This window comes from Pseudoalteromonas sp. ABV4_021 (assembly GCF_056159365.1).
Genome location: NZ_JBSWVB010000001.1, coordinates 2644560 through 2664269 on the forward strand (window position 1 = coordinate 2644560; position 19710 = coordinate 2664269).

Below are 19710 nucleotides of genomic sequence, written 5' to 3' on the forward strand. Positions count from 1 at the left end.
CCAGTAATTTACTTCGCATACGATAGGTCAAAATGGAACTCAAAGTGAGAGTGTTTTCCAAGCTCACTCTCTACCTTTATTGTACCATTTGCCTGTTTGGTAAATAATCCTATAAGCGTATGACCAAGCGAACTAGCGCTATTGAATTGCTCCAAATCAAAGCCCACTCCGTTATCTTTGATGGATAAATCCAATCTTTCTTCCACTTCTTCGGCAAAAATTGTGATCAACCCTTTTTCTGCACCTTCAGGAAAAGCATGCTTTTGAATATTCGTTAGTACTTCATTTATAACAAAGCCAATCGGCACCATAATACTAATTGGCAAGTAAATCGCTTGGTTAGGTAGCTGAAGCTCTACCTTGTAAGGCGCGTGGTTAATACCATCTAAAAGAATTAATTGTGCCAACTTAGCGGTGTACTCTACAAAGTTAATTTTAGAGCTATTCTCTTGCTCATAAAGTAATTGGTGTACCAGCGCAACTGAACGTATGCGCTGCTGACAGGCCAATAACTCGTTTGCAACACTTTCTGGCACGTGTTGCTGTTGTAGCTTCAATAAACTGGTTATCACTTGTAAGTTGTTTTTTACGCGGTGATGAATTTCATTGAGCAGAATACTTTTCTCTTCAAGCATTTTGCTTAATCTGTCATTCGCAGCCAGTAACTCAGACACATCAGATATTGTCGCTAAATAGTTGATTTCCATATTATCTGCATAACGCGTAATACATACTTCAACGGGTAACGATTCATTATCTAACGCAAGTAGCGCCTGGAATGGTTCGCTTGTTGGGCTTTGCGTGGTTAGATCATTAATTATACTGGCAATTTCTAGCTGATCTTTCTCCGTAAATACATCAATAAAATTACATGGGCTTAACCCCTGTGTAAACGGCGACAACATCGCAATGGCTTTAGCATTCAACCATTCAATACGCCCTTGCTTATTGAGTAAAATAATCCCCTCAGATACATGGTTTACAACCAGCTTGAAACGCTCTTCATTCTCAAGCAACTGCTGTTCAAAATACTTACGCTCGCTAATATCATGTGCAGAGCAAATAATATTGGAAGCCGTTTCTGACTGAGTATCAAGATTAGCAACCACAACATCAACAGTGAAAAACTGCTCATCGACCCAAATTTGACTATCAAAACGCTGTTCTATACCTGTGCTTTTCAGTTTTTCTATGGCGCTTTGCAGTTGTTTTTTAGTAGTTGGATCACGTTTCCATGCCTGAGTATTGGTGAGTTCAATACTTTGCTCATCCGCATCATTTTGCAACTCATAATTGGCAGTAATCACCTCTCCTTGCTCATTAATAATCACAACATATGATGACAAGCCATTGATGATAGAGCTCAGGAACTTTAGCTCTTGATTTAACCCAGCAATCTCTCGCATATCTCTCAGAATACTGACGCTTTGATACTCATCGTTTTCTAAGAAGCTGCCAATGGCTATTTGTAAAGGAATTCGTTGATTATCTTTATCAATACCGTAAACACTACGTCGGTCCAGCATATTCTTTGACTGAGTCTCTTTCGTAAACTCTTTGCGATATCCTTGGTGCTTCTCTTTTAACTCACGCGCCATAAGATCTTCGATGAACTTATCGGAAAACTCACTTTGAGAGTATCCAAATAGCGATTGTGCAGCATTATTGGCCGCAAGCACCTTGCCACGATTATCAGCGTGAATAATACCGTCTGGTGATGCATCAAACAGTTTACCAAATTTACCAACCGATTGGTTTAGCTTATTGATATGCCAAATCACTAATCCAGTGAACATAATAATCACTAAACAAATCATGGCAGAGGTTAAATAGCTATAAAAAAGCTGAGTTTCAATACGATTTAAAAAAGTATTATTTGACTGACGTATTTTTGGTAAGACCTTTTCAACAATATTATTAACTGCATTCGCGGCTAATGTATCATCCACTTTCACAAGGCTATCTAATTCATCAACAGTTAGTTGCTCGGGCGATGAAAAATGCTTTTCGAGATTAAAGTTATATTCGTTTAATGTGGCTTCAAGCAAAGCTAAGTTTTGTACAACGTCCGATTCAGATGACATTTCACGTATTTCTTGCATCAATCGCTGTGCTTTTACATAGCTTTCTTTTGCATCGTGAAAGTATTGATGATCTCTGCGAATAACATAATTTTTAAAATGATGGATAAAGCCAGAATAGCCAACCGTGCGCTCTAATTCATGTAGTTTGATGAGTAGTTCTGTATTGTCTGTAACTATTTGCGATAACCGTGCCTGCTCTTGCTTTAACTTATGTGCATCATAAAAAGTAGTGCTCAGTACAAGAATATTACACAGTATTGAAAGCAACAGAATGAGATTAATTTTAGCAGACTTGGTCATTGCGCTTATCCTAAAGTTCCGTTTACTAGGGTCTGTTGATCTTTGCTGTTCTATTTTTGTTCTTTTTGAGCGTGCTTTTATCGCGGCGCTTGATGTGTGGCCTAGCAACCTAAGCGAATATCGAGCAACAATGAGAAAAGTGCGCTCAAAAGAACCGTTCGGCAACGCTTGATTGGGTTTTCTACTGTGTTATCGGCTGACTCACATAGAATAACTATGCCACGTAGCCTCTGCCTTGTATAAACCCCAATCAAACTGCTGCAAAAACGAACTTAAAAGGTCAACAGACCCTAGAAAGTTCGACTAATAAGTATTGGTAACTTTATAAATTAAATCAATTTTTTAGCGCAATAAAAAAGCCAGCGCATTGCGCTGGCTTTTTTTGACAAGTTGGTAACTTGAGCGATGACTACATCATTCCACCCATACCGCCCATGCCGCCCATGCCGCCCATATCTGGTGCAGCTGGTGCATCTTGCGGAATTTCTGCAACCATTGCTTCAGTAGTGATCATAAGACCTGCAATTGATGCAGCAAATTGTAATGCTGAACGCGTTACTTTTGTTGGGTCAAGAATACCCATTTCAATCATATCGTTGTATTCACCAGTTGCAGCGTTATAACCGTAGTTACCTTCACCTGCTTTTACTGCGTTAACAACTACAGATGCTTCATCACCTGCGTTAGAAACGATTTGACGAAGTGGTGCTTCCATTGCACGAAGTGCAACTTTAATACCATGGTTTTGATCTTCGTTATCACCTGTTAGGTTTTCGATTTTGCTAGCAACACGTACTAGTGCAACACCACCACCTGGTACAACACCTTCTTCAACCGCTGCGCGAGTTGCATGTAATGCATCTTCTACGCGGTCTTTCTTCTCTTTCATTTCAACTTCAGTAGCAGCACCTACTTTGATTACTGCAACACCACCAGCTAGTTTAGCTTGACGCTCTTGAAGCTTTTCTTTGTCGTAGTCAGACGTTGCTTCTTCGATTTGTGCTTTGATTTGGTTAACACGTGCGTCGATTGCACCTTGCTCGCCAACACCATCGATAATAGTTGTATCATCTTTAGTGATAACTACACGCTTCGCTGAACCTAAATCTTCAAGCTGTGCTTTTTCTAGATCAAGACCCACTTCTTCAGAGATTACTGTACCGCCAGTTAGAATTGCGATGTCTTGTAACATTGCTTTACGACGGTCGCCAAAACCAGGTGCTTTAACCGCTGCAACTTTCACGATACCGCGCATGTTGTTAACAACGAGTGTTGCTAGTGCTTCGCCTTCTAGGTCTTCAGCAATAATAAGTAGCGGCTTGCTTGCTTTTGCTACAGCTTCAAGTGTTGGTAGAAGCTCGCGAATATTAGATACTTTTTTGTCTACAAGTAGAATAAATGGGCTATCTAGTTCAACTACACCTTTCTCAGCATTGTTGATGAAGTAAGGCGATAAGTAACCGCGGTCAAACTGCATACCTTCAACTACGTCTAGTTCGTTTTCAAGTGCTTGACCATCTTCAACAGTGATAACACCTGACTCACGACCAACGCGCTCCATTGCATTTGCAATGATGTCACCAATTTCAGTATCTGAGTTAGCTGAAATCGTACCAACTTGTGCAATTGCTTTTGTGTCTGCACACGGAACAGATAGTGCTTTAAGCTCTTCTACCGCTGCAACTACTGCTTTATCAATACCGCGCTTAAGATCCATTGGGTTCATGCCCGCAGCCACTGACTTAAGACCTTCATTTACGATTGATTGTGCAAGTACTGTTGCTGTCGTCGTACCGTCACCCGCAGCATCATTTGCTTTAGATGCAACTTCTTTAACCATTTGTGCACCCATGTTTTCGAACTTGTCTTCAAGTTCGATTTCTTTTGCAACTGATACACCATCTTTAGTAATTACTGGAGAGCCGAATGACTTATCTAAAACAACGTTACGGCCTTTTGGACCAAGCGTAACTTTAACTGCATCTGCTAATACATTTACACCCGCAAGCATTTTAGCGCGAGCATCACCTGCAAAACGTACGTCTTTTGCTGTCATGATTTAATTCCTTAAAATTCTGTTAAAACCGATAATTTAGAAACGAAAAATTAACCAACAATACCTAGGATATTGTCTTCACGCATGATCAAGTATTCTTGACCGTCGATTTTTTCAGTTTTTTCTACGTAAGAGCCGAAAAGCACTGTGTCACCAGCCTTAACTTCTAGTGCACGCACTTCGCCGTTCTCTAACACGCGGCCATTGCCCGCTGCAACAACTTCACCACGTGAAGATTTTTCGGCAGCCGAACCTGTAAGTACGATACCGCCTGCTGATTTAGTTTCTTCTTCAAGACGCTTTACGATAACGCGATCATGTAATGGACGAATGTTCATTATGGGTTTTTCTCCTGATTTAATTTTCTATCTCAGAAATAAGGCCGTTGTGGCCCAAAAAAGTTAGTTATGCAATTTATGGGGATTAAAAAATAGATCCCAAGGGGTTAATTGCAAATTTTTTAGTCTTTTCGTTCAAACTCACCCTCTAATGTATTAGACGGTTTATTTGATTGAATATTAGTCTCGTTAAATTGGTCGTGCTTTGGTGTTTGAGTATGAGTGTATGGTGAGTAATAAAAACCACCACCTTGCTGTGGATTGGTCATTTTCACCTTAGCTTGCGACATTAAATTAGCTGCAAGGCGTTTGCGCACAACTGGGGTTAGTAACAAAAAGCCGATGATGTCGGTCATAATGCCAGGTGTTAATAGCAACACACCGGCAATAATCACGCATAAGCCCGCAAATAACTCTTCTGCTGGCATTTGCCCTTGCGCCATTTGAACTTGCACATTTTTCAGTGCATCTGTGCCCTGTTGCTTTACTAATTTAGCACCAACAAAAGCAGTTACAATAACAAGCGCAATGGTACTCCAGCCGCCAATCACTTCGCTTACCTGAATAAGTAGGGCTATTTCAACAATCGGGATAACAATAAAAAGAAAAAATAAGGCTTTAAACATAGCGCTTCCTTAAAAATAGATGAAATGAATATTGGGGTTTTCAGGTCTTAATTCAAGCTTAGAGAAAATTCAGCTTACAGAATCAATCTTTTCGCTGTTATCTAATCACCCTGTTTTAATGATCATTAACGATATTTAATGTATAAAATGTGAGACTTACACATTTTCTGAAGGTTCAGTATGGCTAATTATCAATTAGTGCTAACAACGTGCGCAAAAAAGAATGACGCACATGCCATTGCAAAAACACTATTAGAAAAGAAACTTGCTGCCTGTGTGAATGTCTTACCACAAATTGAATCCTTTTATATGTGGCAAGGTAAAATAGCGCAAGATGCGGAAATTAAGCTGTTTATAAAAACCCAAGCGGCTAAAACTCACGTATTAATCGACACATTAAAACAGATCCACCCGTATGATGTGCCAGAAATTCAAGTGATTAATATCACCGATGGCAATGACGAATATTTTAGCTGGATAGATGAGGTACTCGCGTAATGCGCTTTATAACTTTTGGCTGTGTGTTGTTACTAAACACCCTTTTTGCCTTTTTAGGTCAACCGGCAAACGCCAATACCACCTTTAATGATCTTATAAAAACCAATCAACCTCAGTTTTTAAAAGTCGATGAAGCATTCAAAATTGACTTTGATCAGCAAGGCTCAACCTTATTTATAGGCTGGGATATTGCTGATGGTTACTACCTTTATAAAGAAAAACTCGAATTTGTCGCTAAAGGCGCTGATTTAACCTTACCAAAATTACCTAAAGGTACTGACCACGAGGATGAGTACTTTGGTAAAACGCAAGTGTATTTCAACGAGCTTACTACGGTTTCTAAACTCGATAATGTAGTAGAGGGTGCTTACGTAAAAGTGCGCTACCAAGGCTGTGCAGAAGCGGGGTTATGTTATCAACCTGTGATTGTGGAAATTCCACTAACGGCATTTCAAAGTTCATCAGCTGACAAAACTACAAACGGTAGTATTTCAGAAGCACCAGTAACGATCTCAGATAAATCTAACGGTGAGTTATCACTTACTGATAAATTAAATCAGCAAAGCTTAGTTACTAATTTAGCCATCTTTTTTGTACTGGGTTTAACACTGGCCTTTACACCCTGTGTATTCCCAATGTTCCCGATTCTGTCGAGTTTAATTGCAGGCCAACAAGGGTTATCAACTAAACGCGCGTTCACTTTATCTTTTGTCTATGTGCAAGGTATGGCGATTACCTATGCGCTACTTGGTTTAGTGGTGGCATCACTTGGCGGGCAAGTACAAGGATATATTCAGCACCCTGCAGTACTGATTAGCTTTAGCATTTTATTTGTGTTGTTAGCACTTTCGATGTTTGGCTTATATGAATTCAAATTGCCAGAAAGTTGGATGACGCGCTTAACGCAATTATCGAATAATCAAAAATCGGGCAACTACCTTGGTGTATTTATGATGGGTGTATTGTCTGGTTTAATCGCCTCGCCATGCACTACAGCGCCACTGTCTGCTGCATTATTGTATGTTGCACAAAGCGGTGATTACTTTGTGGGTGGTATTACACTTTATGTGCTTAGCCTTGGTATGGGGATTCCATTACTATTATTAGGCACCTCTGGCGGTAAGTTATTACCAAAAGCGGGCGCTTGGATGGAGCAAGTAAAAACCTTATTCGGCTTTATTATGTTAATGGTGCCGCTGATTTTATTAGAGCGCATCGTACCTTGGCATATTATTGTAATGATTGGTTCAGGCTTATTATTGGTAACTGGGGTTTACCTTTATTATTGGCATACCCTTACCACAAATAACAAAGGCAAAACTGCGCTCTGGTTAGTTTCGTTTGTAATGGTTTTTAGCGCACTTACGTCAATTAGCCAACAAATTTGGCCATCTGACTCTGTGAAAATAACAGCAAATACATCTGCTGATGTACACGGCCAGTTTATTCACGTTACTAATTTAGAAGAGCTAGATGCAGAAGTGAGTAAAGCAGCAGCACAAGGAAAGCTTGTGATGTTTGATTTATACGCTGACTGGTGTGTTGCCTGTAAAGAGTTCGAAAAGTACACCTTCCCAGATGCTGACGTGCAAGCAGCGTTTAAAGACTATGTATTAATTCAAGCTGATTTAACAGAATCAAATGATACCACTATCGCTTTTATGGAACGCTTTGATGTATTCGGCTTGCCAACAATTTTATTCTTTGACCGTCAAGGTGAAGAGTTACCTGACCATCGTGTTACTGGTTTTCAAAGTGCTGATGAATTTTCAGCCCACTTAAGCGCCCTTTCTAATAAATTTTAATTACCTCGGTCTAATCAGTACCCGCTGATTAGACCAGTATTTTGCTGCTATATTCTGCGAACTCTCTATAATAATACGCCATCGTGAGAAAAACTTGCTATTTACCACAACTAACCTTAAGTTAAACGTGGATTTTATGAAAAATAGCAAACCTCAATGATTTAATAGGAAGTTCACGAAAGATGACTGCACGTTTACGAGTTTTAGTATTAAATGGCCCAAATTTAAACATGTTGGGCAAACGCGAACCTGAAATATATGGTGCGCAAACATTAGCTGAAATAATGCAACACTTAACTCAGTACGCAGATTCAAACAACGTGGCACTGACGCACTTTCAAAGTAATAGCGAAGCCGAATTAATCTCTACGATTCATTCAGCATTTGAACAGGTTGATTTTATTATTATTAACCCTGCTGCATTTACGCATACCAGCGTAGCACTGCGCGACGCATTACTCAGTGTAGCGATTCCTTTTATTGAGGTACATCTGACAAATATTTATCAAAGAGAAGCGTTTCGCCATCACTCCTACTTTAGTGATGTTGCAAAAGGCGTTCTTTGCGGATTTGGTGCGAACGGTTACAAAATGGCATTAGACGCTATCTTGGCCGATCGCTAAACACACATTTAAATAAAATATTATAAGGCGGGTCGTTAGAATGGATATTCGCAAAATCAAAAAGCTTATTGAACTTGTTGAAGAATCAGGTATTGCTGAATTAGAAATCACGGAAGGTGAAGAGTCGGTACGTATTAATCGTCATAGCTCTGCACCAATGGCTGCTCCAGTTCATTACGCTGCGGCTCCTGCTGCTGCGCCAGTAGCAGCTCCGGCAGCGGCGCCTGTTGCAGCTGAAGAATCAGCAGCACCTGCAGCTGTTTCAGGTCACCAAGTTAAATCTCCAATGGTAGGTACATTCTACCGTGCATCTTCACCTGAAGCGGCATCATACGTTGAAGTTGGCGACACAGTAAGTGTTGGCGATACACTATGTATCGTAGAAGCAATGAAGATGATGAACCAAATTGAATCTGATAAAGCGGGTGTTGTTAAAGCAATCTTAGTTGATAACGAAGATGCTGTTGAGTTCGACCAACCTCTATTTGTAATCGAATAATACACGCAGAAGGCAACCCTTATGTTAGATAAAGTTGTAATTGCAAACCGCGGCGAAATCGCCCTGCGTGTGCTGCGTGCATGTAAAGAGCTCGGTATAAAAACTGTTGCTGTGCACTCAACTGCAGATAAAGACCTAAAACACGTTTTACTTGCAGATGAAACCATTTGTATTGGTAAACCACCTGCATCTGAAAGCTATTTAGATACAACACGTATCATTGCGGCAGCAGAAGTAACTGATGCAGTAGCAATTCACCCAGGTTACGGTTTCCTATCAGAAAATGCAGACTTTGCTGATCAAGTAGAGCAAAGTGGTTTTATTTTCATTGGCCCTAAAGGCGACACTATTCGCATGATGGGTGACAAGGTTTCAGCAATCGACGCTATGCGTAAAGCCGGCGTTCCTTGTGTTCCAGGTTCTGATGGCCCACTTACAGACGACGGCGAGCGCAACAAACAAATCGCAAAACGCATTGGTTACCCTGTAATCATCAAAGCTGCTGGCGGCGGCGGTGGTCGTGGTATGCGTGTAGTGCGTAGCGAAGAAGAGCTAATTGATTCAATTGCATTAACGCAAACAGAAGCGAAGCAATTCTTCAATAATGGCGTTGTTTACATGGAGAAATTCCTTGAAAACCCACGTCACATTGAAATTCAAGTTCTTGCTGACGGTCAAGGCAATGCGGTTCACTTAGGTGAGCGTGATTGCTCAATGCAACGTCGCCACCAAAAAGTGGTAGAAGAAGCGCCAGCACCAGGTATTACGGCTGAAATGCGTAAAAACATTGGTGAACGTTGTACACGTGCATGTATTGAAATTGGCTATCGCGGCGCAGGTACGTTTGAGTTCTTATACGAAAATGGTGAGTTCTACTTTATTGAAATGAATACACGTATTCAGGTAGAGCACCCAGTAACTGAAATGGTTACTGGCATCGATCTGATTAAAGAACAGCTAAAAATTGCAGCTGGCCAACCATTATCAATTACTCAGGATGATATTGTTATTCGCGGCCATGCGATTGAATGTCGTATCAATGCGGAAGACCCTGAAACTTTTATTCCGTCACCAGGTAAAATCACACGATTCCATCCTGCTGGCGGCTTAGGTATTCGCTGGGACAGCCACATTTACGCTGACTACTCAGTACCACCGCATTACGATTCAATGATTGGTAAGCTTATTACTTACGGTGAAAACCGTGACGTAGCGATTTCACGTGCTAAAAATGCACTGAACGAGCTTGTAATTGATGGTATAAAAACCAACACCCCACTTCACAAGAAAATTCTTGCTGATGAAAACTTCCATAATGGTGGCACAAACATCCACTATTTAGAGAAGAAATTAGGGTTGTAAATCCTTAGAAAAAAGCCAGCAATTGCTGGCTTTTTTATTTCTCTAATTTTGACTTGTACAGTTGCGAACATTTAATAATCAATTGATTCATAAAATACATTTTTTACCCTATTGGCTAGTGACAAGGCAATTAAAAGTTCTTATACTTCTCACCGCTTAGTTATTACGTAACTATAACTAACGCATCTTAAATGGCCCTATAGCTCAGTTGGTTAGAGCACACGACTCATAATCGTTAGGTCCCTGGTTCGAGTCCAGGTGGGGCCACCATTTTAAATAATCCCATCTATTACTTCACATTAGAATATTAAAACTATTCTATCATTTAACCTTTTTTACCTAAGCCCTCTTTACTCCAGTACATTTACAGCTTTGTTATATTCTAGAAGAACAATAACTATCTCTACTAGTATCCGAGCTCCCCAGAATATTAAACGCTTTCTCAATTTCTCTGTTTAAGTATTCTTGTTTAATAAATAAGGGGCTATTTATTAAATTATTAGCTCGACATAATTCTATTGGAATCAAAACGTTGACTAAGTTATTTTTTAACTCTTCTTTATTATTTTGATCCAATCTCTCATAAAACAATATACTGCTGTGGAGCTGACTATAGAGCAACGAGCCATACAACATGTTATAAGAAACAAAGCTTGCTGCTATTGCTCCTAAAACAAATGATAAAATATATTTAAATAACTGCTTCATAAGTTATCCTATGGTGTATATGTATACCAACAGACAGAACCTGTGCCAGTCCTACCAAATGAATAATTTATTGTATAAGATTTACATGTCGTTCGAATGGTTCCACCGCCACTACCGGAACCATAGTTTGACCAGTTCTCATGTCCTCCCCAATCAGCTGCACCAGTAGCATTGTTGCTAATAGGCTGATTATTCTTATCTTTGGCTGTGCCATTGATATATCTATATGGCTGTTTGCTTTCTAACGGGTTAACAAGCACCCACTCAGCAGTGGAACCATCACTAAACTGCGTTGTAACAGTAATGTTCAACTTTAATACAATCAATTTAAAGCCCGTTGATAATAAATCCATTAATGTCTGAATAGATTTTTGTCTAGCATAATTTGATACTGCATCTGATGAAGATATATTTGTAATAACAGTTCATGCATTACTTGTATCAGCACCATTAATGGAGCTAGGGATTAAAATAGGGAGAATAGGGTTGTTTCTATCTATTGGTTTTCCTGATTGCTGTTCCATCTGATTAAACCAAGACGTGATCTTTTGAGTAGCATCACTAGCCTCTGTAGGAACATTGGTAGGAAGTGCCCAATGCATCTCAAACCCCGGCTCTCTATCTGTTTTCACTTTATAAGCATAAATGGCTCCCGAATTTAAATTTGCCACAACAACTTTACCCATAGGCGTTTCTTTCATTGCTACACTTTCAAATTGAGTTTCAGATGTACACGAATTACAGATTTCGTAGTGATAACCTAGATTTTGATAATCGGTTTCATCAGAAGCAAATGATGAAACAGATAGAAAAGCAATAAATAGTATTATTATTCGCATTTTTATATCCTTTTAAAAATGTTTATTGAAATATAATTTTATTGGTTAAAAATCTACCAGAAAAACTAGGTTAGCCATAATTTTTTCATTGTCAATTAAAATAGTTCACATGAGTTAGGGTATCATCATGTTAAGTTTATCTGCTGTAACTTTTTAGCACTTTTTCCTATACTAACTCTCGAATATTCGCACCAAACACACATCGTCTAGCTATTTGTGTTTTCAAATCATTTTTATCTGCTTAGTAGAAATATTTAACTACGGCTATCAACCACCTCAACCCGGCAATAAAAATAGCAACCCGTTTACATTTGTTTATATTTCAGCTGATTAAGATGTAGACGCAGAACAAAAAATGAGCAACTATAAATTTACTTAGATAACAACTAAGTACTCTTTTTGGGTAGCAGCAAACATTTAGAACAGAATTTATAATAAGGATGCGGAATGATAAGCTTAATTCTATATTTCACACTGCAGTTACAAGCGAGTGGCATAGCTATGGACACGGATACAGGTGCAATACTTTCAGATGTTGGTGGTGCTGAAATTATGGGGTCAAATCCAAAAGATAAACCTCAAAGACCAACTAAGCCACCAGAGTAATACTGGATTATTGGAATAAAAAAGGCGCTTAAAGCGCCTTTTTTAAAATGCAGAATCTGCTGGGTAATTTCTACCATAAAATATTTCATGCATTTCGCGTGAAAGCTTGTGACGAATTTCCTGCTGCTCATCTTCAGATAAATCATCTGTTGTAATACCGAATAAGTACGCATTTAAGTCGGTTTCTTTAAGCATCATTTTGGTATGGAACAAGTTTTCTTGGTATACGTTCACGTCAATCATTTGATACGCGTCTTGCGTGTCTTCAGTCATAAAGTTCTGAATTGAATGAATATCATGATCGATATAATGCTTTTTGCCGTCTACGTCACGCGTAAAGCCGCGCACACGGTAATCGATTGTTACAACATCGGATTCTAATGAGTGAATTAAAAAGTTCAACGCCTTAAGTGGTGAGATAACACCACAAGTTGATACTTCAATATCCGCTCGGAAAGTACAAATACCGTCATGAGGATGCTCCTCAGGGTATGTGTGTACACAAATATGGCTTTTATCTAAGTGTGCAACAACTGAGTCTGGTAATGGACCAGGTTCTTCTTGCTGAGCGGTCGCATCGGCTACCGGCTCTTCAGAGATAAGAATAGTTACACTAGCACCTTGAGGGTCGTAGTCCTGGCGAGCAACGTTTAGAATATTTGCACCGATGATATCAACTACTTCACCTAAAATATCGGTTAGGCGTTCAGCACTATACTGTTCATCAATGTATTCAATGTATTCTTTACGTTGTTGTGGTGTCTTTGCATAACACACGTCATAAATACTAAAACTAAGGCTTTTTGTTAAGTTATTAAAACCGTGTAACTTTAGCTTTTTAAATGGCTTTGGCACTATAAACCACCCTCAATTGTATAAAATAATCGCGATTTCGCTTTTGAAGAGGGCGGATTTTATATGAAAATCCCCCCGCGAAAAAGTACTATTTTTGCTATTCTTCAATGATCTCGTAACTGTGTGTAATATTAACTGTTTTATCTAGCATAAGTGCTACTGAACAGTACTTTTCAGCCGACAAGCTAATTGCACGTGAAAGATGTTTTTCAGACACATCTTTACCAGTAACTACAAAGTGTAGGTTAATTTTAGTAAAAACTCGTGGAGTTGTTTCTGCACGCTCTGCAGAGAGTTTTACTTCAAGGTTGGAAAAGTTCTGTTTTGCTTTATTTAAAATGCTAACAACATCAACAGAAGAACAGCAGCCTGCTGACATTAAAACCATTTCCATAGGGCTTGGCGCAGCGCTATCACTGCCTGTATCAAACACCACATTGTGGCCCGAGTTAGAAAGCCCAACAAAGGTATCTCCGTCGACCCATTTCACATTTGCTTGCATTGTTTACACTCTTGTTTATTAATCTACAAACGATTGTATGTAAGCAACACAAGATAGCAATAAAAAGCGCTAACTAACAGTGTGAATATAGCTAGGAAACAGCTGAATCAAATAAGTTTTTAACGAGCCCTGAAAACTCATCAATAAAGGCATGTTGTTCAATCGTAACAGGTTGATTAACAACGCCCGATAGCACTTCCTGTAGATCGTACACAATACCGTCAACTTCACGCATAATCACACTGCGGTCATCAACACTTAAGTCTTCATGCTGCATGCAAAAATTAATGATTTGCTCAGCAATATCATCTTCAATCAATGCCATTACTGTAGGCGCGCCTGGTCGAACTTCCCCTGGCTTTTCGAACAAGGATAAGTGTTCTGTTAAGTACATGATAAGCTCATCATAACCTTGCTGATCAATTACCATTTATTTATCTACCTACTACGTGTATTTGATATGACTATTTTAAGCAGATTAGTTAAATAAATACTACCCTGCACTTTTTTATTACTTCTAATACCAACTCTGCTAATTATGTGTTTAGCTATTACACTGATTAACTCAAATGTTCGCAACGCGAATTTTTAATGTAGCTAGGCTACATCAATAAATTTCAGCGCAATTCGCTCTTCACCTAAATAGCCAAAAAAAGTAAGCTATTTAAGTAAATTGGTATCACCTTTCTTCCAATAACTATAGACATAAAAAAAGCAGCTTGCGCTGCTTTTTTATAGTTAAAACTTATTACTAAATTTTAATGCCTGGGCTTAATGTTGCTGGCATTGCTACTTTTTCAAGCTCTACCGAAGCAACTGGGTATGCACAGTAATCAGCTGCATAGTATGCACTTGCTCTGTGGTTACCTGATGCACCAATACCACCAAATGGTGCAGCACTTGAAGCACCGGTAATTGGACGGTTCCAGTTAACAATACCCGCTCTGATACGACGTAAGAAATGGTCGTAATCAGCTTCGTTATCACTTAATAAACCTGCTGAAAGGCCGTAGTCAGTATCGTTACCTTTATCGATAGCTGCATCGAAATCAGTGTAACGGAATACTTTTAACAATGGACCGAAATGCTCATCATCAGGGAAGTCAGCAATATTTGAACACTCAATAATCGCTGGTGTAACAAAACCTGTGCCTGCAGTGTGTGTCATTTCAATTAGTGATTCACCACCTAGAGACTGAAGCTGAGCTTGTGCATCCATCATTGATTTAGCTGCGGCTTCTGAGATCATTGAACCCATAAACGGTTGATCTTCATCGTCGTAAAAACCAACTTTAATTGCTTTAGTTGCTTCAATTAGCTGTGACAAAATCACATCGCCTTGTTCACCTGCAGGTAAGAATAACTTACGTGCACATGTACAACGCTGACCGCTCGATACAAACGCTGATTGAATAATATCGTGAACAACTGCTTTAGTGTCTGCAACATCTTTAACGATTAGTGGGTTATTACCACCCATCTCTAACGCTAAAATCTTACCTGGCTGGCCGCCGTATTGCTGGTGAATTAAATGACCAGTACGCGATGAACCAGTAAAGAATAAACCATCAATACCACGATGAGATGCTAGCGCCTTACCTGTTTCAACTTCACCTTGAACTAGGTTAATTACACCTTTAGGTAGACCCGCTTTTTCCCACAATTGCAGAGTTAACTCGGCAACCATAGGGGTTAGTTCTGATGGCTTAAAGATAACTGTGTTACCAGCAAGTAATGCAGGAACAATGTGACCGTTAGGCAGATGACCAGGGAAATTATAAGGACCAAATACCGCAACAACACCGTGTGCTTTATGACGAATTACAGCACGACCTTGAGGCATTGGATTTTCAACAGTACCTGTGCGCTCTAAATACGCTTTTTCAGAAATACCGATTTTGCCGATCATTGCGCCAACTTCTGTTGCTGTTTCCCAAAGCGGTTTACCCGTTTCAAGTGCAATGGCTTTGGCAAGCGCATCTTTATTTTCAGCAAGCTGTTCAGCAAACTTTTTAACAATCTCTAAACGCTGTTCAAATGTTAAATCTGTCCAGCTATAAAACGCTTCGCGTGCTGCGTTAATTGCTGCGTCAACTTGCTCTGCTGTTGCAGCCGTTGCTGACCAAATTACTTCCCCTTTTGCAGGGTTTAACGAGCTGAATTCAGCTCCTTCACCAGCTAACCACTGGCCATTTATAAACTGAGCGGCGTGAGTCATCTCAATTTCTCCTAACTATTTAAAGTGGTGCGATAGTGATCACATCACCTTCTGAAACATGTAGCGCATTTGCAAGTTCAGCAGACAAAGTAACTGTCTCGCTGTTTGCATCCAAGGTCATTGTCGATAGTAACGCTCTAAAGTCAACCAACTTGTGGTTTGACAGCATAAAACTTGTCTCTGAGCCTTGTGCCATATCACCAATTACCACAGTGCGGTTTTGGCAATCGCGGATTGTTTTGATGTTACTAATATCTGCTTCTACCGTTGGCCCTGCATCAAAAATATCTACATAGCCGTTAAACGTGAAGCCTTCGCTTTTTAGTAACTCAATTGCTGGACGGGTTTTATCATGTACCTGACCAATTACCGCTTGTGCATCTTTACTAAGTAAATTTACATAAATTGGGTATTTTGGCATTAATTCAGCAATAAACACTTTCTGGCCAATACCTGTCAGGTAGTCTGCCGTTGGAAAATCCATTGAGAAGAAGTGCTCTTCTAACCATTGCCAAAACGGGCTTTCGCCGTTTTCATCAGATACACCGCGCATTTCAGCTAATACTTTACTCGCAAAGCGCTCTGCATGCGCATTCATAAACATAAAACGCATTTTTGATAATAACTTACCATTTCCACCTTGACGATAATGATCTTGTAGGTACAAAGTACATAGCTCTGTTGCACCGGTGTAATCATTACATAAGGTAAGAATATCTACCGCTTTGTAAACATTAAGTTCACGCGACGAGTGGATCACCTTGCTTAAGTGATAATGGTAAAAGGCATCATCTAAGCCAACTGCAGCTTCAATTGCAGATGTACCGACAACTTCGCCAGTCGCCAAATCTTCCATTACAAACAAATAGCCCTCATCCTCAGGATGAGCAACCGATTTGCTAAAGCTTTGCTCTGAGCGCGCTATTTTACGCTTAAGCAGGTCTTCATTTTGTGGCAAAGACGTGAAGCCATGACCTGAATCTTCAGCTATCTTCATTAAAGCTGGATAATCCGAGCTTTTAATCGGACGAACGATAATCATTAGTAGCCCCTATATTAAAATTAAGAAAAGCAGCCAAGTGCTGCTTTTCTGTCTTTGCTCTTAGCCTTTAACAACCTGTGCTACTGCTTTTGCAAAGCGAGCCATACCTTCGCGGATATCAGCTTCTGGAATTACCAATGATGGTGTAAAGCGAATTACGTCTGCACCGGCAACAAGCGCCATAACACCGTGCTCAACACCTGCTGTCATAAACTCTTTTGCGCGACCTTTGTATTCGTCAGTTAACGCTAAGCCAAGTAGCAAGCCTTTACCACGTACTTCTGCAAATACGTTGTGTTCAGCATTAATTTCAGCAAGTAGCTCTTTGAAAAGTGCTTCTTTAGCCGTTACACCTTCAAGTACTTCTTTTGTGTTAACGGTATCAAATGCTGCTTCAGCTACTGCACATGCAAGCGGGTTACCGCCGTATGTCGAGCCATGCGTACCCACTTTTAAGTGTTTAGCAATCTCAGTTGTTGTAAGCATAGCACCAATTGGGAAACCACCACCTAGCGCTTTCGCTGTAGATAAAATGTCAGGTGTTACACCTAAGCCTTGGTAAGCGTATAAATCGCCTGTACGGCCTACACCAGTCTGTACTTCATCAAAAATAAGTAACGCATTGTGCTTATCACATAGCGCGCGTACACCTTGCATAAATTCGCTAGTTGGGCTTACAACACCACCTTCGCCTTGCAGTGGCTCAAGCATTACTGCACAGGTGTTATCTGAGATAAGCGCTTCTAATGATGCTAAGTCATTGTAGTCAGCGTGCGCGATGTCGCCAGGTTTAGGACCAAAGCCATCTGAGTAAGCCGCTTGACCACCTACAGTTACGGTGAAGAATGTACGACCGTGGAAACCTTTATTAAATGAAATAATTTGTGATTTTTCAGCACCGAAATTATCAAGTGCCCAACGACGCGCTAGCTTTAATGCAGCTTCGTTAGCTTCTGCACCTGAGTTTGCAAAATATACTTTATCTGCAAATGTCGCTTTAGTTAGCTTTTCAGCTAGGCGAAGTGCTGGCTCATTAGCCCATACATTTGAAAGGTGCCATAATTTTTCACCTTGCTCTTTCAATGCTGAAACAAGCGCTGGATGACAGTGACCTAAGCAGTTAACCGCGATGCCACCGGCAAAGTCGACATACTCGTTATCTTGTTGATCCCATACTCGTGAACCTTCACCTTTAACCGGAATAACCGCTGATGGCGAATAGTTAGGTACCATTACTTGGTCAAATAATGCTCTTGAAACTGTCATTTTAACTCCTCATTAATTTTTCGGTACACAAGGTTTTATTACACTTTTGTGTTACCTAAGCCCGCTAAATCGGGCAAAATTCGGACTGACATTATTCCAGAAAATTCCCCTACTGTCTTCCTTAAAAATAGCCTTAACACCTTTAAATACAAGGCTTTCGGATAATATTTCATGTTATATGAATAACTATTTTGTTTAACACACCTATCTGCTACCAAACTTCACTATGTAAGCTAGTGAATTACTTTGTTTAGTGAAATTTATTCACATTGCATGAATAGGCGTAAAAAATTACGAAAAAAGTAAGGATAATTATCGCTCAATGCGTAATTGCAGATTCTGCAAGCTGGTACTTGCTAATAATTTGAGTTCTTTGCCGCTAAATTGATAATGGGTAAACAGCGCTTTTGCTTCGTCGGGTTCGATTAAGGTATGTTTTTGTAAAAACTTATAATAACTGTATGCGCGCCCTTTCAATACTGTTTGCGCTAACGGTAAACACTCGTCAAATGGTTTATTCTCGGCGATATCATGCATAGCCTGCGCAATAGGAAGATATTTTAAGCTCATATGCTCTATCAACTTACAGGACAAACGCGCACCTTTCTCTACCATCAAGTTTCGTAAAAATAAGGCTTCAGGTTTTATTTCTGAGAGCGCGCTATGGCGATCTTTATTACCATTTTCGCGCGCTTCACGGGAGTTTTGCTCCCACAGCGCATCAAATAGTCGAAGATAGAGACGAATTAACGCCATATTTCCTAAACCATGAAACATTCCCAGTACGAATGCTCTGTAGCCATCTTCTCCCTTTTCTTCAGCTAAACTGCGCGATGCAATTCCCGCAGCCATACCGGTTTCCCATAGCTTGCGTTTTAACATTTGGAATGGCGCAGTACTGTGAGGTGTCCAGTGCTTTAATGAAAATGTCGGTACAATCAGCTTTAAGTTTTCAAGGCCAATATAACGCAGCGCAAGCGACGGATTATCGACTCTTACTGCTTTAGCTGGGTCTTTTTCAGGACGGTATTGTGGCAAATTAATAAACTTAAGAATCTCCTCACCTAACCAATGTAAATCGGTGATAAGTGGGTCGATGCGACCAACCGAGGCTGATTTAACCGCCAAAATGTCTAAGGTTGCAGGAATATTGTCTTGAATTTGAATTATTTCTTTATAAATGTATTCAACATTATCCATGCACTTATCAATTTCATCTTCGATTTGCTGGTGCAGTTCAGCATTTACATCGGCAATAAATTGATGATTACGAGAATCTTGTTTTTCACGGGCTTTTGCCGCAATTTGCTCAACTTCTAGCAGCTTTCGTACCGGTAGGGGCTCTCCGTAATTAATATCGAGTGTATGAATATAACCAATTTGCTGCTGTGCAAATTGCTGACCTAACAATAAGTCGTGAAATCGACCAATTAGCATTTCTGCTTGCCATTTTTGCTTTGTCGCTTTATTCATGTAAAAAACG

General features: G+C 39.8%; 20 protein-coding genes and 1 tRNA gene. 7 read left to right on the top strand and 14 right to left on the bottom strand.

The genetic code is table 11. The features are described from left to right. Window positions 1–8: 8 nt before the first annotated feature. From ACXAFE_RS12260 to ACXAFE_RS12275, 4 genes are all read right to left on the bottom strand, one after another. Entirely contained in the window at window positions 9–2384 is a 2376-nt protein-coding gene (locus ACXAFE_RS12260) for a PAS domain-containing sensor histidine kinase (protein ID WP_475153004.1), read from the bottom strand. Window positions 2385–2793: 409 nt separating this feature from the next. Beyond that, the gene (gene groL / locus ACXAFE_RS12265) at window positions 2794–4440 is read right to left on the bottom strand and encodes a chaperonin GroEL (protein WP_475153006.1); all 1647 of its coding nucleotides are present in this window, start codon (window positions 4438–4440) and stop codon (window positions 2794–2796) included. Between the two features lie 50 nt (window positions 4441–4490). Further along, window positions 4491–4778 carry a co-chaperone GroES gene (locus ACXAFE_RS12270; RefSeq protein WP_010562115.1) on the bottom strand — a complete coding sequence of 96 codons (288 nt, stop codon included), beginning with the start codon at window positions 4776–4778 and terminating at the stop codon, window positions 4491–4493. A 122-nt stretch (window positions 4779–4900) separates the two neighbouring features. Beyond that, entirely contained in the window at window positions 4901–5404 is a 504-nt protein-coding gene (locus tag ACXAFE_RS12275) for an FxsA family protein (RefSeq protein WP_475153010.1), read from the bottom strand. Between the two features lie 180 nt (window positions 5405–5584). Between ACXAFE_RS12275 and cutA the strand changes: the two genes are divergently transcribed. From cutA to ACXAFE_RS12305, 6 genes are all read left to right on the top strand, one after another. Next, window positions 5585–5902 carry a divalent-cation tolerance protein CutA gene (cutA, locus tag ACXAFE_RS12280; RefSeq protein ID WP_475153013.1) on the top strand — a complete coding sequence of 106 codons (318 nt, stop codon included), beginning with the start codon at window positions 5585–5587 and terminating at the stop codon, window positions 5900–5902. Further along, window positions 5902–7707, top strand: a complete 1806-nt coding sequence (locus ACXAFE_RS12285) for a protein-disulfide reductase DsbD (protein WP_475153016.1) — start codon at window positions 5902–5904, stop codon at window positions 7705–7707. The genes cutA and ACXAFE_RS12285 overlap by 1 nt, the downstream gene beginning before the upstream one ends. A 182-nt stretch (window positions 7708–7889) precedes the next feature. Then, on the top strand, window positions 7890–8330 hold the full coding sequence (gene aroQ / locus ACXAFE_RS12290) for a type II 3-dehydroquinate dehydratase (protein ID WP_475153019.1): 441 nt from the start codon (window positions 7890–7892) through the stop codon (window positions 8328–8330). 40 nt (window positions 8331–8370) lie between these two features. Continuing rightward, the gene (gene accB, locus ACXAFE_RS12295; protein WP_475153022.1) at window positions 8371–8829 is read left to right on the top strand and encodes an acetyl-CoA carboxylase biotin carboxyl carrier protein; all 459 of its coding nucleotides are present in this window, start codon (window positions 8371–8373) and stop codon (window positions 8827–8829) included. A 21-nt stretch (window positions 8830–8850) separates the two neighbouring features. Further along, on the top strand, window positions 8851–10191 hold the full coding sequence (accC, locus tag ACXAFE_RS12300; RefSeq protein WP_475153025.1) for an acetyl-CoA carboxylase biotin carboxylase subunit: 1341 nt from the start codon (window positions 8851–8853) through the stop codon (window positions 10189–10191). 193 nt (window positions 10192–10384) lie between these two features. Then, window positions 10385–10461: transfer RNA gene (locus ACXAFE_RS12305), tRNA-Ile, on the top strand. 105 nt (window positions 10462–10566) lie between these two features. Here ACXAFE_RS12305 and ACXAFE_RS12310 read toward each other — a convergent pair. From ACXAFE_RS12310 to ACXAFE_RS12320, 3 genes are all read right to left on the bottom strand, one after another. Next, a complete protein-coding gene (locus ACXAFE_RS12310) occupies window positions 10567–10899 on the bottom strand; it encodes a hypothetical protein (protein ID WP_475153026.1) in 333 nt (110 codons plus the stop codon). A gap of 8 nt (window positions 10900–10907) precedes the next feature. After that, window positions 10908–11252, bottom strand: coding sequence for a hypothetical protein (locus ACXAFE_RS12315; RefSeq protein WP_475153030.1), 345 nt, complete (start codon window positions 11250–11252; stop codon window positions 10908–10910). A gap of 72 nt (window positions 11253–11324) precedes the next feature. After that, complete coding sequence (locus tag ACXAFE_RS12320; protein ID WP_475153033.1) at window positions 11325–11738, bottom strand: hypothetical protein; 414 nt, start codon at window positions 11736–11738, stop codon at window positions 11325–11327. A 447-nt stretch (window positions 11739–12185) separates the two neighbouring features. On the opposite strand from ACXAFE_RS12320, the gene ACXAFE_RS12325 reads away from it, so the two are divergent. Then, entirely contained in the window at window positions 12186–12344 is a 159-nt protein-coding gene (locus tag ACXAFE_RS12325; protein ID WP_161805689.1) for a hypothetical protein, read from the top strand. A gap of 42 nt (window positions 12345–12386) precedes the next feature. Here the strand turns inward: ACXAFE_RS12325 and speD are convergent, their stop codons facing one another. The 7 genes from speD to ACXAFE_RS12360 form a co-directional block, all read right to left on the bottom strand. Then, window positions 12387–13199, bottom strand: coding sequence for an adenosylmethionine decarboxylase (gene speD, locus ACXAFE_RS12330; RefSeq protein ID WP_100914192.1), 813 nt, complete (start codon window positions 13197–13199; stop codon window positions 12387–12389). 97 nt (window positions 13200–13296) lie between these two features. After that, on the bottom strand, window positions 13297–13701 hold the full coding sequence (locus ACXAFE_RS12335) for an OsmC family protein (RefSeq protein WP_237131576.1): 405 nt from the start codon (window positions 13699–13701) through the stop codon (window positions 13297–13299). A gap of 91 nt (window positions 13702–13792) precedes the next feature. After that, window positions 13793–14131 carry a DUF3802 family protein gene (locus tag ACXAFE_RS12340; protein ID WP_010562124.1) on the bottom strand — a complete coding sequence of 113 codons (339 nt, stop codon included), beginning with the start codon at window positions 14129–14131 and terminating at the stop codon, window positions 13793–13795. A gap of 321 nt (window positions 14132–14452) precedes the next feature. Next, the gene (gene astD, locus ACXAFE_RS12345; RefSeq protein ID WP_475153038.1) at window positions 14453–15919 is read right to left on the bottom strand and encodes a succinylglutamate-semialdehyde dehydrogenase; all 1467 of its coding nucleotides are present in this window, start codon (window positions 15917–15919) and stop codon (window positions 14453–14455) included. 19 nt (window positions 15920–15938) lie between these two features. Then, window positions 15939–16961, bottom strand: coding sequence for an arginine N-succinyltransferase (gene astA, locus ACXAFE_RS12350; protein ID WP_237131579.1), 1023 nt, complete (start codon window positions 16959–16961; stop codon window positions 15939–15941). A 60-nt stretch (window positions 16962–17021) separates the two neighbouring features. Next, on the bottom strand, window positions 17022–18227 hold the full coding sequence (locus ACXAFE_RS12355) for an aspartate aminotransferase family protein (RefSeq protein WP_100914196.1): 1206 nt from the start codon (window positions 18225–18227) through the stop codon (window positions 17022–17024). Window positions 18228–18539: 312 nt separating this feature from the next. After that, window positions 18540–19700: an HDOD domain-containing protein gene (locus ACXAFE_RS12360; RefSeq protein WP_475153045.1), complete on the bottom strand. Its 1161-nt coding sequence runs from the start codon at window positions 19698–19700 to the stop codon at window positions 18540–18542. Window positions 19701–19710: the final 10 nt, after the last annotated feature.

What these genes read in the sequence shown, in the direction of transcription:
- ACXAFE_RS12325 (WP_161805689.1), top strand. Translation starts at nt 12,186, where the DNA reads ATGATAAGCTTAATTCTATATTTCACACTGCAGTTACAAGCGAGTGGC.
- ACXAFE_RS12335 (WP_237131576.1), bottom strand. Translation starts at nt 13,701, where the DNA reads ATGCAAGCAAATGTGAAATGGGTCGACGGAGATACCTTTGTTGGGCTT.
- aroQ (WP_475153019.1), top strand. Translation starts at nt 7,890, where the DNA reads ATGACTGCACGTTTACGAGTTTTAGTATTAAATGGCCCAAATTTAAAC.
- ACXAFE_RS12360 (WP_475153045.1), bottom strand. Translation starts at nt 19,700, where the DNA reads ATGAATAAAGCGACAAAGCAAAAATGGCAAGCAGAAATGCTAATTGGT.
- astA (WP_237131579.1), bottom strand. Translation starts at nt 16,961, where the DNA reads ATGATTATCGTTCGTCCGATTAAAAGCTCGGATTATCCAGCTTTAATG.
- ACXAFE_RS12320 (WP_475153033.1), bottom strand. Translation starts at nt 11,738, where the DNA reads ATGCGAATAATAATACTATTTATTGCTTTTCTATCTGTTTCATCATTT.
- accB (WP_475153022.1), top strand. Translation starts at nt 8,371, where the DNA reads ATGGATATTCGCAAAATCAAAAAGCTTATTGAACTTGTTGAAGAATCA.
- ACXAFE_RS12310 (WP_475153026.1), bottom strand. Translation starts at nt 10,899, where the DNA reads ATGAAGCAGTTATTTAAATATATTTTATCATTTGTTTTAGGAGCAATA.
- ACXAFE_RS12260 (WP_475153004.1), bottom strand. Translation starts at nt 2,384, where the DNA reads ATGACCAAGTCTGCTAAAATTAATCTCATTCTGTTGCTTTCAATACTG.
- accC (WP_475153025.1), top strand. Translation starts at nt 8,851, where the DNA reads ATGTTAGATAAAGTTGTAATTGCAAACCGCGGCGAAATCGCCCTGCGT.
- ACXAFE_RS12315 (WP_475153030.1), bottom strand. Translation starts at nt 11,252, where the DNA reads ATGGATTTATTATCAACGGGCTTTAAATTGATTGTATTAAAGTTGAAC.
- ACXAFE_RS12285 (WP_475153016.1), top strand. Translation starts at nt 5,902, where the DNA reads ATGCGCTTTATAACTTTTGGCTGTGTGTTGTTACTAAACACCCTTTTT.
- groL (WP_475153006.1), bottom strand. Translation starts at nt 4,440, where the DNA reads ATGACAGCAAAAGACGTACGTTTTGCAGGTGATGCTCGCGCTAAAATG.
- ACXAFE_RS12340 (WP_010562124.1), bottom strand. Translation starts at nt 14,131, where the DNA reads ATGGTAATTGATCAGCAAGGTTATGATGAGCTTATCATGTACTTAACA.
- ACXAFE_RS12270 (WP_010562115.1), bottom strand. Translation starts at nt 4,778, where the DNA reads ATGAACATTCGTCCATTACATGATCGCGTTATCGTAAAGCGTCTTGAA.
- cutA (WP_475153013.1), top strand. Translation starts at nt 5,585, where the DNA reads ATGGCTAATTATCAATTAGTGCTAACAACGTGCGCAAAAAAGAATGAC.
- ACXAFE_RS12355 (WP_100914196.1), bottom strand. Translation starts at nt 18,227, where the DNA reads ATGACAGTTTCAAGAGCATTATTTGACCAAGTAATGGTACCTAACTAT.
- astD (WP_475153038.1), bottom strand. Translation starts at nt 15,919, where the DNA reads ATGACTCACGCCGCTCAGTTTATAAATGGCCAGTGGTTAGCTGGTGAA.
- ACXAFE_RS12275 (WP_475153010.1), bottom strand. Translation starts at nt 5,404, where the DNA reads ATGTTTAAAGCCTTATTTTTTCTTTTTATTGTTATCCCGATTGTTGAA.